Below are 12,260 nucleotides of genomic sequence, written 5' to 3'. Positions count from 1 at the left end.
CCTGGTCCGGCTCAGACCGTCGCCGAACGGCCGGCGAGACGCCGCCAGTCCGAGTCGAGCCGCTGCAGCATCGAGGTGAAGTCCCCGCTCCGGATCGCCGACTGCAGGTAGTTGCCGAGCGGGATCGAGGTGGGGATGAAGGTGCCGGCACCCTGGTAGAACGCGGCGTCGTCGACGTACTGCTGCAGGCCGGCGAGCCGCTCGTCCTGCTGCGGCGGCGCGTCCTTCGTCGGCGAGTAGGCCAGGTTGTCGCGGTTGTAGGCGTCGATGACCTCGGGCTGCATGAGGAACTCGACGAGTTCCTTCGCCTCGTCCGGGTGCTGCGACGCGGTCGGGATCCACAGGCCGAGGTCGATGTTCACCCGCGCCTGCCGGTCGCCGGGGTCGTTCGAGACCGGCAGTGCGAACGTGCCGACCTCGAGGTCCTTGTCCACGAGCGCGATCTGTCCGAGCGCCCACGGCCCCTGCAGGTACATCGCGGCCTCGCCCTTGCCGAACGCCAGGTTGCCGTCGGCGTAGGCACGGGTGGCGTGGTCGGGGTTGAAGAACGTCGAGATGGTCTTCGCACGCTCCATCGGCACCGCGAAGTCCTTCTCGAACGACACCGCGGAGTCCGGGCCGACGTCGGTGCCGAGCGCCTTCATCTTCGTGAAGAACGACCCGGTGTCGACCAGGCTGCCCACCGAGTAGTCGAACAGCCCCTGCCACAGTGTCCAGGTGTCGCGGTCCGTCGCGTAGATCGGGGTGATGTCGGCCTTCTGGAGCGTCCGGCACACCTCGACTAACTCGTCCCACGTCGTCGGCACGGGCAGGTCGTGGTCGGCGAAGATCCGCTTGTTGTAGATGACCCCGGCGGCGGCGAGCGAGTACGGCAGCACGCTCGTGCGGTCCTCGAACTTCGCGTACTGGTTCGTCAGGGTGTCGATGTCCGGTCGGACCCGTGCCGCCGACGGCAGGTCTCCGAGGTCGCTCAGCACGCCGCGGGAGATGTAGCGCGCGAGTTCGAGGTTGTCGTTGAAGCAGCCGACGTCGGCCGGCTCACCGCGGACGAACTGCGGCGCGATCGCCGCCGTGCTGTCGTGCACCACGGACAGCCCGGCGTGCCCCTTCTCGAAACGCCGCAGGAGCGCATCGAAGTAGGCGATGACCTCCTGCTTCTGCTCGTAGAAGCGCAGCGTCGTCGCACCCCCGGCCGCTGCGCGCGGTGCCGCGCACCCCGCGAGCGCCATCGTGCCGAGCGCGATCCCGCCGGCTGCTCCGGCGAGGAACTCCCGCCGGCTCACGGCCGCGCTGATCGTTCCGGTCCTGCTTCCCACCATCGGGCAACTCCCTCGTGCGCGTCGTCGCGCACGTCTTGTTTACAGCGCTGTAAACGGGAAGTCAACGTTGTAATCGCACCTGACGGGGTGTGCGCGCCCACAGGCGGACGGGAGGCGCGGGTCGCTCCCGCCCCGCGCCTCCCGTCCGCCACTCGCCGGCGCGACCGCTGCGCGCACCGTGCGCACGTCGCCACCCGGTGCGCCGTTGGTCGCTCCGTGCGCGCCTACGGCGCCGCACCGAGCACGCAACCCGGCACGGAACGGCCATGGCTGCACGGTGCAGCCTTGCCCGCTCACCCGAACGACACGCCTGGGCGAACACACAGGAACGCGAGCAGGCACCATGGAGGGCATGGCAAGCACCACCTCCGCTCCCCCGCCCGGCCCCGTCGAGACGACGTCGAAGGTGCGGCGGTGGGTGTTCTGGCCCGCCGCCGTCCTCGTGCTCGGCTTCGTGGCGTTCACCCTGATCTCCCCGTCGAGTGCCGAGGCGATGTTCGTCGGCCTGCAGGACGGCATCGTCAAGAACTTCAGCTGGTACTACGTCCTCGTCGCCGCGTTCTTCGTCGGCTTCTCGCTGTTCGTCGGCTTCAGCAAGTTCGGCGACATCAAGCTCGGCAAGGACCAGGACGAGCCCGAGTTCTCGACCGGGTCGTGGTTCGCGCTGCTCTTCGCCGCCGGCATGGGCATCGGCCTCGTGTTCTACGGCGTCTCGGAACCGCTCAGCCACTTCGCCTCACCGCGCCCCGGCGTCACCGGCTCCGAGAACGAGCTCGCGCAGCAGGCCCTCACCCAGACGTTCCTGCACTGGGGACTCCACGCGTGGGCGATCTACGTCGTGCTCGGTCTGGCCCTGGCCTACGCCATCCACCGGCGCGGCCGTCCGGTGTCGATCCGGTGGGCGCTCGAGCCACTGCTCGGCAACCGTGTGCGCGGCGGGTGGGGCAACCTCATCGACGTGATCGCGCTCGTCGGCACGCTGTTCGGTGTCGCGACCTCGCTCGGCCTCGGGGTCATCCAGATCGGCGCCGGGCTCGAGAGCGCTGGCATCGCCGACAGCAGCATCGTCAGCCAGATCGCCATCATCGCCGTGATCACCGCGGTCACCATCGTGTCGCTCGTGACCGGTGTCACCAAGGGCATGAAGATCCTGTCGAACTTCAACCTGCTGCTCGCCGCCGCACTGCTGCTGTTCGTGCTCATCGTCGGGCCGACCCAGTTCCTGCTCCGCGACTTCGTGCAGTCCATCGGCGCCTACCTGCAGAACATCGTCGGCCTGTCGTTCAACGTCACCGCACAGCAGGGCGCCGAGGGCGTCGCCTGGCAGGGCGCGTGGACCACCTTCTACTGGGGCTGGTGGATGTCGTGGGCGCCGTTCGTCGGCGTCTTCATCGCGCGCATCTCGAAGGGCCGAACGGTCCGGCAGTTCGTGTTCGGCGTCCTCCTCGTCCCGACCGCGCTCACGTTCCTCTGGTTCGCCGTGCTCGGCGGCGCCGCCATCCACCGCGAGACCGACGGCTCCGGTGGCCTGGTCGGCTCGGACGGCTCGGTCGACCTCGAAGGCTCGCTGTTCGCCCTGCTCGGCGACCTGCCCGCCGGAGCGGTGCTGACCTTCGGCGCGATCCTGCTCATCGGCGTGTTCTTCGTGACCTCGTCGGACTCCGGGTCGCTCGTGATGGCGATGATCGCGTCCGGCGGCGACATCGAGCCGAAGAACTGGCTCCGCGTCTTCTTCGCCACCGTCTCGGCACTGCTCGCCGTTGCCCTGCTGCTGAGCGGCGGGCTGAACGCTCTCAAGACGGCGGCGATCACCACGGCGTTGCCCTTCAGCGTCGTGCTGCTACTCACCTGCTGGTCGACGATCATCGCATTCACCCGCGAGCGGCGGGCGTACGACAAGGCCGAACGCGAGGTCCTGCTCGAACACGTCGGCGCGTACTACGGGCTCGAGGTCGAGGGGCCGTCAGAGCGCGCGCCGCGATCGGCGTTCGGTCGGCCGTGGGCAGCCGTCAAGAAGCGGGTGCGCGGCGGGTCAGCGGCGCATCCAACCGCCACCGCCCTCGACGACTTCCCGATCCGGACGCAGGCGGTGTCACCCGACCCGGCGGTCGACGCGAGCCTGGACGACGGGCCGGCTGCGGAGAGCGCTCCGCGCCCGACGGACGGATGACGGAGTGGCGCGGACCGCTCAGCGGTGACGCGCCAGCGGCACGTGGGCCGCGCCGACCGAGCTTGCGAGGGAGGCGTGGCGGGGTCGCCACGGGCCTCCCGTCCGGCAGCGGTCGCGACCAGGGCGTCGCGCTCGCCCGGACACGAAGGGCTCAGAGGTGCTTCTCCATGCAGTAGCTCGTCGGGTCGTCGGTGTACGGCGGGAACCGCGGGACCTGGCGGTACCCGAGCTTCTCGTACAGGGCGATCGCCGCGACCTGTGGCAAGCCCGTCTCCAGTTGCAGCGTCTCGATGCCCAAGTCGTGCGCGTGCGCCTCGAGTGCCTGGAGCAGGGCTCGACCGACCACGAGCCCTCGGGCCTCGTCGGTGACGAACATGCGCTTGACCTCGCCGGTTCCGTCGCGCCGATCAACCAGTGCCGCGGTGCCGACGGCCACGCCACCCTCGCGAGCGACGAACAGCGAGACCGCGTCGGCTTCCAGGGCGTCGACGTCGAGGCCGTAGTAGTTCTCGGCCGGGTACAGGGCCAGGGCGAAGGCGTCCCCCTGGCGGAGCAGGCTGAGGACGTCGTCGCTGCGAGGGCTCTCGATCTGGATGGAAGGCACGGCCGATTGTACGAGCTCAGTCGGCGACTGGGCGTCGTCCCGCCGAGGATTGGAAGCGCACCAGGTACCCGTCCGGGTCCTGCACGAGGAACTGGTCCACGCCGGCCTGCTCGTTCCCGACGTCGTACCACTTCGTCTCGGGCTGCATGAAGAGTTCGGTCCCGGCACGGAGCAGGGTGGCGGCGAGCGCGCGGCTGTCGGGCACGGTGATCTGGAAGTTCACGCCCCGGCCGAGCGGGCGATCGAGCGGGCCGGTGATCCAGTTCCGACCGACGCCGGCCTGTTCGAGCATCAGGTGTGCGGTGCCGAGGGCGATGTACGCGAAGCGCTCCTCGGGCCGCGCGTAGCGGATCTCGAAGCCGCACAGGTCGCACCAGAACGCGAGGCTCCGGTCCAGGTCGGCGACGAGGAGTTCGGGGACGAGTGCGGGCTCGGGGACGAGTGCGGGCTCGGGGGGCATGCTCACCGGAACAGGTCGAGGTGCGGTGTCGCGCCGGGATCGGCCATCTGCGCTTCGGTCTCGCGTACCAGCTCGTCGACGCGAGCTCCCCACTTGCGCATGAAGACCACGCGGACGGTGCCGATGACGGCCCACAACGCTGCGACGACCCCGCGCCCGAAGCCCGCCGGGTCTCCCTGCAAGACCTCCGGCACGGCGAGCGCGGCCCACAGGATGCCCAGGCTGACCCAGACCCACCCGGTGACCGCGCCCTGCGACGTCTGGCGGCGCAGGAAGCGCCTCCGGATCACGACCGGGACACCGGTCGGGTCGGCTCCACCGCGCAGCCACCGGTTCATCGCTCGGTACGAGGCGTAGCCGCCGAAGCGCGACCAGCTGCCCAGGATGAGCGCGAAGCCACCTGCGGCGAGGACGGCCACGACGACGAGGACGACCGTCTGGGACATCTCCGGGAAGTGGAGGCCGACCAGCATGAGCCACAGCCCCACGAACACAGCAGGGGTGCCGAGGAGCTGCGCCCACCCGATGGCGTCGAGTTGTCTGATGCTCACCATTGCACTCTACGCACGCCCACTACCACCGTCAGATACCGGGACAGGAATACGTCGATGCGGCGTCGTGCGAGGATTCGTCGACCACCTCGACGAAGGGCTCGATCATGACCACCGCGCGCACGTTCCACCTGATCAGCACGCTGCTGCTGGCCGTCGGGTTCCTCGGGGTCGGCGCGCTGATGGCCGACGTCTACTACGGACCGGAGGGTGGGGGTGCCAACATCGGCCTCGGGCTCGTGATGCCACTGTGCCTCGGCTCCGGCGTCGTCGGCATCGCGATGGGCGTCGCGGCCCTCGTGACGACGTGGCGGACCACCCGCGCCGCTCGCTCGCGACAGCCCGTCCGGTAACGGAGGGTCGTGAGCCGTCCGCTCACTTCGACGCCCCGGTACCGGGCAGGCTGAGGATGTTGTCGGTGCCCTGCGGCACGACGATGAGCGAGCCGTTGTCGCCGGCGCTCTTGAGGGCCTCGATCTCACGCTGCTTGAGCGCCGCCGCCGAGAGCGGGTGCTCGTTGAGGACCTCGTTCGCGTCCGCCTGCCCCTGCGCCTCGGCGACCTGCTGCTGCGCCTGCACCTTCTTCGCGTCGAGCAGCGCGCGCTCCTTCGTGACCTGGATCTGTGCCTGCTGGGCCGTGGCGTAGGCCTCGGTGACGGACTTCGGCGGGGTGATCTCCTGCAGTGCGAAGTTGTCGACGTGCACGCCGGACCCCTTCCACCGGGTCTCGAGGGCCTGGATCGTCGACTTCTCCACCGTGCCGCGCTTGGTGATCAGCTCGATGGTGGTGAAGTCGTTCGGGACCTGCCGGACGACGCTGCGCACCGAGTTGCCGATGAACTGCGTCTTGAAGTTCTCCTCGGTCTTGTAGGACCGGTAGATGTCGGTGACCGACTTGGCGTCGATGCTGTACTGCAGGTTCAGGCTGACGTTCGACGAGACGCCGTCCTGGTCCTGGACGGTGACGTAGGGGCCGGATCGCACGTTCCCGTTGTTGTCGGAGTCGGAGCCGTTCACCGCGTTGATGTAGGTGACGGTCTGGTTCCGGATGTTGAACGTGTGGAGCGTGGCCCACGGCGCTTTGAAGTGGAACCCGGAGTCCGTGGTCTGCCCGACGATGTTGCCGGAGATGTCCACCTGCACTTTCGACTCGCCCGTGTCCTGCGCGTACAGGGTGCTCCCGAGTGCCAAGCCGACGAAGACCAGGCCGGCTCCGGCTGCTGTCCACGTGGCGATGCGGTTCGGGCGGCGGGTGGGAACGGCTGGCCGGGCCTCGCGACCGGGGGTGGCCGGTCGCTCCGCGGTGGTGTAGGTCCGTTTCCGGAACGGGAGCGCGACGAGCGCGATGACGAGGAAGACGATGGCGGCAACGAACATGACGAACACTCCTGGATGGTTGTCCGTGCAGTCTGCCGTATTCGGAGGCCCGAATAGCCTGGTGCGAGGTTGCACGCATGGTGCGGCCCTGATGCCTCGCACCATGCGGTCAACCTCGCACCGAGCGGGCTCCCACCGCGATCAGCGGGCAGCCAGGCCTCCGGTCACCAACCCGGCACGGCCACCCGCACCGCGCTGATTCGCCCCGCACGCGTCTGCGCCGTGGTCGCCGGGTCGTAGCTGTCCGCCGTCGCCAGGTAGAGCGTGCGGCCGCCCTCGCCGCCGAGCGCGCAGTCGATCGCGCACAGCCCCGGCGCATCGATCCGGTCCGTGACCTCGCCGCCCTCGAGGACCCGGAGGAACTCCCCCGTGTCGACGGAGCAGACCCAGGCGGCGCCGTCGCGGTCGACCGTGCTGCCGTCCGGCGTGACGCCACCGGGCAGCGCTGCCCACTCGCGTCGGCCGGTCAGCGACCCGTCGGGCTCGATGTCGAACGCGGTGAGCCGGCCGCCCCACGTCTCGCTCACCACGAGGGTGCGGGTGCCGGGCAGGACGTTCGCGCTGTTCGGGAACACCAGCCCCTCGGCGGCGAGGCGGAACGAGCCGTCCTGCTCGATCACGTACAGCGGGCCGGGGCGGAGCTCCTCGCCGCCGTACAGGTCGTAGCCGAAGGCCCCGATGTAGGTCCGGCCGGTCGCCTCGTCGACGACCAGGTCGTTCAGGAGCGACGACTCCTCGCCGGACAGGTCGGCGAACACCGACGTCTGGCCACGGTCATCGACGGCGACGACCGTACGGGACTCCATCGAGCTGACGACCAGTCGCCCGTCGGCGAGCCACCCGAGCCCCGACGACTGGCCCTCGACCGTGGTCTCCAGACGCGGAGCCGCGGTCGAGGTCGGGTCCATCGAGAAGACCTCGCCGGTGTGCATGTCCGAGTACCAGAGCCGCCCGTCGTGCCAGCGGTTGCCCTCGGGGAAGCGGATGTCGGTGACGACGTCGGTCGCGGAGTCCAGAGTGATGTGCACCGGTCCACCCTGCCAGCCGCACCCCCGCGCCACCCGGTGGTCTGGCACGATCGACCCATGCCCCTCGACGGAACTCCCCTGGAACGGCTCGGCTTCCTGACGATCGGGTCGTTCGACCCTGCCCGACCGTCCGAGGGCCACGAGGACACGCTCCGGGTCATCGAGCGTGCGGAAGCGCTCGGCTTCGACAGCGCGTGGCTGCGCCATCGGCACCTGCAGCACGGCATCTCCTCCCCCGTCGCCGTGATGGCCGCCGCGTCGCAACGGACCTCGCGGATCGAACTCGGCACCGCCGTCACGCCGATCGGCGCCGAGAACCCCTTCCGGCTCGCCGAGGACCTCGGCACCGTCGACGTGCTCTTGGGCGGACGGCTGAACCCCGGCTTCTCGGTCGGCACCCCGATGAACTTCGACCTGTACCGCGACGCGATCTACCCCGACACCGCCGAGCACGAGGACCTCGGCAACGACCGACTCCTGCACTTCCGTGCCCTCGTGCGCGGAGACGCCGTGGCCGGAACCGGCACCGGCGCCGTCGAACGCCGAGGGATCGAGGAGTTCGCGAGCACCGTCCAACCCCACAGCACCGGCCTCGCCGACCGCATCTGGTACGGCACCGGCAGCACGAAGTCGGCGGTCTGGGCCGGCGAGAACGGTTTCCACCTGCTCACGTCGAGCGTCACCCGCAGCGAGGTCGGCACGGACTTCGCCGCCAACCAGCGCGCGCAGATCGACGCCTACCTCGACTCCCACCCCGATCCCAGCACCGCTCGGGTCTCGCAGGGCCTGGTCGTGATCCCGACCGACACGGCGACCCGCGAGCAGGAGGCCCGCTACCGCGCCTACGTCGAGAGCCGCTCGGGCCGCGTCGGCGTGCCGATGGGGCCCGCAGGGATGCTCTTCGCCGCCGACCTCATGGGGACCTCGGCTGAGATCGCGGACCGGCTGCGCGCCGACGCCGGCTACCAGGCGGTCACCGAGGTCGCCTTCGCGCTGCCGTTCTCGTTCGAACCGGACGACTACGCGCAGATCACCACGGACATCGCCGAGCACCTGGGTCCGCAACTCGGCTGGGTGCCGCGGCCGGCGGCCTGAGAACGGCGCCAGACCGCCGGACGGGAGGCACGTGGCCAGCTCTCGCTGTGCCTCCCGTCCGCCCTTCGGTCGCGCCCAGGGCGCGTGATCAGTCCTGCTGGTCCGCCTCCACCGCATCCTGCAACCGCTCGAGCACGTCCGGCACCGCCGAACGCACCCGGCTCCAGCTCGGGATGAACGGCTTGTCGTCCGGGCGCGCGCTGAAGGCGCCGCCGGCGTCGAGGATCGCCTTGGTGAAGAGCTCCACGGCCGCTTCTTCGGCGTGCTGGTCGAAGCCGAGGCCGCTCATCTCCGCTTCGTGCCGGTAGACCTCGACGATGTCGAGGGCGTTCCGGTAGTACGTCGCCTTGAGCACCCGGAACGAGTCCGAGGTGAGCGGGACGCCCATCGTCGCGAGCTTCCGCAGCAGCGACTGCACGATGTCGTTCCCCATGCGGGCGAGTCCGCCGGTGCCGTCGGCCTCGGCGAGGGGCTGGTGCTTGTGGTCGTACGCGTCGGCGATCTCCACCTGGCACACCTGCCGGGTCGCGTAGTCGCGGTAGACCTCGGACAGCATGCCGATCTCGAGGCCCCAGTCCCCCGGGATCTTCAGGCCGTTCAGCACGTGCGCGCGCATCGCGAACTCGCCGGACAGCGGGTACCGGAAGCTGCTGAGGTACTCCAGGTACTCGGACTCCCCGTAGACCTGGCGGAGCGACCGGAGCAGCGGGCCGACGAGCAGCCGTCCCACGCGACCGTTGATCCGGCCGTCGGCGACGCGGGCGTAGAAGCCCTTCGAGAACTCGTAGTCGAACGCCGGATTCGCGACCGGGTAGAACAGCCGCGCGAGCATGCCCCGCTCGTACGTGGTGATGTCGCAGTCGTGCAGCGCGATGCACTCCGCGCGCTCCGACGCGAGCGCGTAGCCCGTGCAGTACCAGACGTTCCGGCCCTTGCCCGGCTCGCCGGGAGCCAGCCCCTCGCGCTCGAGCTCGGCGTCGAGCTCCCGCAGACGCGGCCCGTCGTTCCACAGGATGCGGTGCCGCTGCGGCAGCCGCGCGAAGAACTCCCGGGCGTGCTCGAACTGCGAGCGGTCGGCGCGGTCCAGCCCGATGACGATCTCGCTGAGCCAGTCGGCCTCGGCGAGCTCGTCGACGATCCGTGAGAGCGCCGGGCGTTCGAGCTCCGAGTACAGCGCCGGCAGGATCAGGCTCATCGGCCGCTTCTCGGCGAAGCCCCGCAGGTCGTCCTCGATGCTCGCGGTGCTGCGGCGGCCGAGGTCGTGGAACGTCGTGATGACGCCGTTCTGGTGGAAGTCGCTCATCGGTGGCTCCTGACGTGCTGTTCGCGGTGCTGTTCGAGGTGGTGTCCGAGCTGGTGTTCGAGGTGGTGTCCGAGGCCTTCGCTCCAGCCGAGCGGGCCGGGGTGCGTCGTGCGGTACACGCGCTCGGGTCGGTCGTCGGCGAGCGGTCCGGGTGCCGGGCCGTGGCCGCGGACGACGACCGCCAGGTCGACGGCGTCGAGCAGCGCCGAGTCGTTCGGGCCGTCGCCGAGCCCGACGGTGCGCGGAGCAGTGCCGGTGCGACGTTCGTGGTCGGCGACGAGCAGGCGGACCGCGGTGCCCTTGTCGCGCCCGGCGGGCAGGACGTGCCAGAAGCGGCCGCCGCGCACGAGGTCGAGGCCGGCCGCGGCGAGCGCATCGCGGAACGCGTCGGCGCGGTCGTCGTCCTCGGCGTGCCAGAGCAGGACCTCGGAGGCTTCGCGCCGCCGAGCATCACCGGCTGCTCCGAGGTCGAGTCCGGTCCAGGCGGCGACGACCTCGTCGGTCACACCGCCGAAGGTCGCGAAGTGCAGGTCCAGGTCCGCACGGGTGCGGTCGAGGGCTGCGCGGAGACGCTCGAGATCGGCGCCCGCCGCTCCGGCGCCGGCGTCGGCGATCCCGTTGCCGTCGGGTCCCACGACGATCGCGCCGTTCTCCGCGACGAACGCCTGCCCGTCCAGACCGGTCCGCCGCTGCAGGGCGGTGATCTCGGCCCGGGTCTTGCTGCTGCAGAACACCACCGGCACGCCGTCCGCGCGCAGCCGCTCGAGCATCGGCAGGGCAGCGTCGAACGAGTAGTCGTGGTGGTCGAGGAACGTCCCGTCGAGGTCCGTGACGACCATCAGGTCGGGTGGTGGCATCGTGCTCCGCTCGCGGCTGGCTGGGCTGCGGGCGACGATGCCCCGGACCACCCTGCCATGTGCGGGAGTCCGGTTGGTGAACAGGGGCGGCTCGGTTCCGTGGTGCGCACTGCGCGCCCGGTCGCTACAGTCGTGGTGGGGCGCCGGGGACCAGGCGCAAGGGGGAACACCGTGGGGGAAGTCCAGTACGACGACGCGGCAGCCGATCTGCTCGCGCAGGCAGCGTCCAGCGCCGCTTCAACTCTGCGTGTCCAAGGCGGCGCTCCGCGCGCCGCCGCTCCGATCGAACGAATGCAGCAGGGCGACCTACACGCCTGGCAGGTCCGCCACGACGAACGCACCCGAGCAGCCGCCCCGTCGGACTTCCTCCGGCGGCCGGGACTCCGTGGCGTCGCCCGCCCCAGCATCGGTGTCGGCGTCATGCTGACTGCGTTGCTCCTCGTGTCCGGTTGCAGCAACGCCCCTGGAGGCAACGCAGTGGACCCGTCCGAAGCGAAGAAGTCGATCGTCGACGCCGTCAAGGAGTCGACCGACGCAGTCGGCGGCGAGTGGACCGTGTACCGCGGACCGGCTGCCGAGCTCTGCACCCAGTCGGGCGGTGGGGATGGCGCCCGTTTCGTGTACGTCCTGGAGCGGAGCGACACCGACGGCACTGACCCCGCCGCCGACATCGGGACGGTCGAGGAGCTCTGGAAGTCGAAGGGGATCACGACGGAGCGGTTCGAGAGCGGCGGTTCGGACCCGCTCACCGGCATCCGGGGCGCGGACGGGCCCGTCACCTCGATCGGCTTCAACGCGTACCCGCAGCGGTACAGCATCACCGGAGTCTCGGAGTGCTCCGACGGGGATGTGCAGGACCTGCGGAGTGCGGAGTGAGGCCGGCGTCATGATGATCCGGCACGCGACCGTTGACGACGCGGAGTCCATCGCCCACGTCCACACCACGTCCTGGCGTGAGACGTACGGCCGGTTCGTGGACGACCCGGCCACCAACCCGTGGTTCGACGTCGAGCGACGGATCACGATGTGGCGATCGAACCTGGAACACGAGACCTTCGCGACCCTGATCGCCGAGGGCGAGATCGGGATCATCGGCTTCGCCGCGGCACAGGTCGTGACCGAACCCGATGCGGTCCGGCCGGAAGAGCTCACCATGCTCTACGTGCTTGCGTGCGCTCATGGGAGCGGTGCTGGCCAGGCACTCCTGGACGCCGTCCTCGAGGGCCGTCCGGCTTCGCTCTGGGTCGCGGCCGACAACCCGCGAGCGCACTCGTTCTACCGCCGGAACGGCTTCGTCGCCGACGGCGCGACGTCGAGCTTCGGCCCGATCGGGACGACCGTCCGGCTCGTCCGCTGATCGCCTGGTGACACCGGCAGGGACGGGAGGCCCGGCGCCAGGTATGAACTGGTCCCGGTTTGTTGGACCGTGAAGTCAGATTAGGCCGCGAGGGCGTGAGCTCGGTATTGAACCGGGCTCATGCCCTCGAGTCGTGCCT

13 protein-coding genes are annotated in these 12,260 nt (G+C 70.2%); 5 read left to right on the top strand and 8 right to left on the bottom strand.

Translation table 11 applies throughout. The annotated features are described in order from the left end of the window. Nucleotides 1-11: 11 nt before the first annotated feature. Nucleotides 12-1,283, bottom strand: a complete 1,272-nt coding sequence (locus EDF31_RS19395; RefSeq protein ID WP_131847686.1) for an extracellular solute-binding protein — start codon at nt 1,281-1,283, stop codon at nt 12-14. 388 nt (nt 1,284-1,671) lie between these two features. Here EDF31_RS19395 and EDF31_RS19390 point away from each other — a divergent pair, with 388 nt between their 5' ends. After that, on the top strand, nt 1,672-3,489 hold the full coding sequence (locus EDF31_RS19390; RefSeq protein ID WP_243650173.1) for a BCCT family transporter: 1,818 nt from the start codon (nt 1,672-1,674) through the stop codon (nt 3,487-3,489). 151 nt (nt 3,490-3,640) lie between these two features. Here the strand turns inward: EDF31_RS19390 and EDF31_RS19385 are convergent, their stop codons facing one another. Genes EDF31_RS19385 through EDF31_RS19375 form a run of 3 tightly spaced genes read right to left on the bottom strand, consistent with a single transcriptional unit; the run spans nt 3,641 to nt 5,104 of the window. Beyond that, nucleotides 3,641-4,093 (bottom strand): GNAT family N-acetyltransferase, encoded by a 453-nt coding sequence (locus EDF31_RS19385; RefSeq protein ID WP_131847660.1) that lies wholly within the window; start codon nt 4,091-4,093, stop codon nt 3,641-3,643. A 16-nt stretch (nt 4,094-4,109) separates the two neighbouring features. Further along, entirely contained in the window at nt 4,110-4,553 is a 444-nt protein-coding gene (locus EDF31_RS19380) for a VOC family protein (RefSeq protein WP_131847682.1), read from the bottom strand. A gap of 2 nt (nt 4,554-4,555) precedes the next feature. Beyond that, entirely contained in the window at nt 4,556-5,104 is a 549-nt protein-coding gene (locus tag EDF31_RS19375) for a hypothetical protein (RefSeq protein ID WP_131847658.1), read from the bottom strand. A 107-nt stretch (nt 5,105-5,211) separates the two neighbouring features. On the opposite strand from EDF31_RS19375, the gene EDF31_RS19370 reads away from it, so the two are divergent. Next, complete coding sequence (locus EDF31_RS19370) at nt 5,212-5,457, top strand: hypothetical protein (RefSeq protein ID WP_131847656.1); 246 nt, start codon at nt 5,212-5,214, stop codon at nt 5,455-5,457. Between the two features lie 22 nt (nt 5,458-5,479). On the opposite strand, the gene EDF31_RS19365 is transcribed toward EDF31_RS19370, so the two are convergent. Both EDF31_RS19365 and EDF31_RS19360 read right to left on the bottom strand, forming a co-directional pair. Beyond that, nucleotides 5,480-6,481: an SPFH domain-containing protein gene (locus EDF31_RS19365; protein ID WP_165901514.1), complete on the bottom strand. Its 1,002-nt coding sequence runs from the start codon at nt 6,479-6,481 to the stop codon at nt 5,480-5,482. A gap of 164 nt (nt 6,482-6,645) precedes the next feature. Next, entirely contained in the window at nt 6,646-7,509 is an 864-nt protein-coding gene (locus tag EDF31_RS19360) for an SMP-30/gluconolactonase/LRE family protein (RefSeq protein WP_165901513.1), read from the bottom strand. A 57-nt stretch (nt 7,510-7,566) separates the two neighbouring features. On the opposite strand from EDF31_RS19360, the gene EDF31_RS19355 reads away from it, so the two are divergent. Then, nucleotides 7,567-8,604 (top strand): LLM class flavin-dependent oxidoreductase, encoded by a 1,038-nt coding sequence (locus tag EDF31_RS19355; RefSeq protein ID WP_131847651.1) that lies wholly within the window; start codon nt 7,567-7,569, stop codon nt 8,602-8,604. Nucleotides 8,605-8,692: 88 nt separating this feature from the next. Here EDF31_RS19355 and EDF31_RS19350 read toward each other — a convergent pair whose 3' ends face one another. Beyond that, complete coding sequence (locus EDF31_RS19350; protein ID WP_123338439.1) at nt 8,693-9,907, bottom strand: glycosyl transferase; 1,215 nt, start codon at nt 9,905-9,907, stop codon at nt 8,693-8,695. After that, nucleotides 9,904-10,764 (bottom strand): HAD-IIB family hydrolase, encoded by an 861-nt coding sequence (locus EDF31_RS19345; protein WP_131847649.1) that lies wholly within the window; start codon nt 10,762-10,764, stop codon nt 9,904-9,906. Before EDF31_RS19345 ends, EDF31_RS19350 begins: the two co-directional genes overlap by 4 nt. A 171-nt stretch (nt 10,765-10,935) precedes the next feature. On the opposite strand from EDF31_RS19345, the gene EDF31_RS19340 reads away from it, so the two are divergent. Beyond that, entirely contained in the window at nt 10,936-11,640 is a 705-nt protein-coding gene (locus EDF31_RS19340) for a hypothetical protein (protein WP_131847647.1), read from the top strand. Between the two features lie 10 nt (nt 11,641-11,650). Further along, a complete protein-coding gene (locus EDF31_RS19335; RefSeq protein WP_185021031.1) occupies nt 11,651-12,121 on the top strand; it encodes a GNAT family N-acetyltransferase in 471 nt (156 codons plus the stop codon). Nucleotides 12,122-12,260: the final 139 nt, after the last annotated feature.

The sequence above is a fragment of the Curtobacterium sp. PhB142 genome (assembly GCF_004341255.1).
In the GTDB taxonomy this organism is placed as follows: domain Bacteria; phylum Actinomycetota; class Actinomycetes; order Actinomycetales; family Microbacteriaceae; genus Curtobacterium.
This window is presented reverse-complemented; position numbering and strand designations above follow the sequence as displayed.

What these genes read in the sequence shown, in the direction of transcription:
- EDF31_RS19390 (WP_243650173.1), top strand. Translation starts at nt 1,672, where the DNA reads ATGGCAAGCACCACCTCCGCTCCCCCGCCCGGCCCCGTCGAGACGACG.
- EDF31_RS19380 (WP_131847682.1), bottom strand. Translation starts at nt 4,553, where the DNA reads ATGCCCCCCGAGCCCGCACTCGTCCCCGAGCCCGCACTCGTCCCCGAA.
- EDF31_RS19370 (WP_131847656.1), top strand. Translation starts at nt 5,212, where the DNA reads ATGACCACCGCGCGCACGTTCCACCTGATCAGCACGCTGCTGCTGGCC.
- EDF31_RS19365 (WP_165901514.1), bottom strand. Translation starts at nt 6,481, where the DNA reads ATGTTCGTTGCCGCCATCGTCTTCCTCGTCATCGCGCTCGTCGCGCTC.
- EDF31_RS19355 (WP_131847651.1), top strand. Translation starts at nt 7,567, where the DNA reads ATGCCCCTCGACGGAACTCCCCTGGAACGGCTCGGCTTCCTGACGATC.
- EDF31_RS19350 (WP_123338439.1), bottom strand. Translation starts at nt 9,907, where the DNA reads ATGAGCGACTTCCACCAGAACGGCGTCATCACGACGTTCCACGACCTC.
- EDF31_RS19345 (WP_131847649.1), bottom strand. Translation starts at nt 10,764, where the DNA reads ATGCCACCACCCGACCTGATGGTCGTCACGGACCTCGACGGGACGTTC.
- EDF31_RS19335 (WP_185021031.1), top strand. Translation starts at nt 11,651, where the DNA reads ATGATGATCCGGCACGCGACCGTTGACGACGCGGAGTCCATCGCCCAC.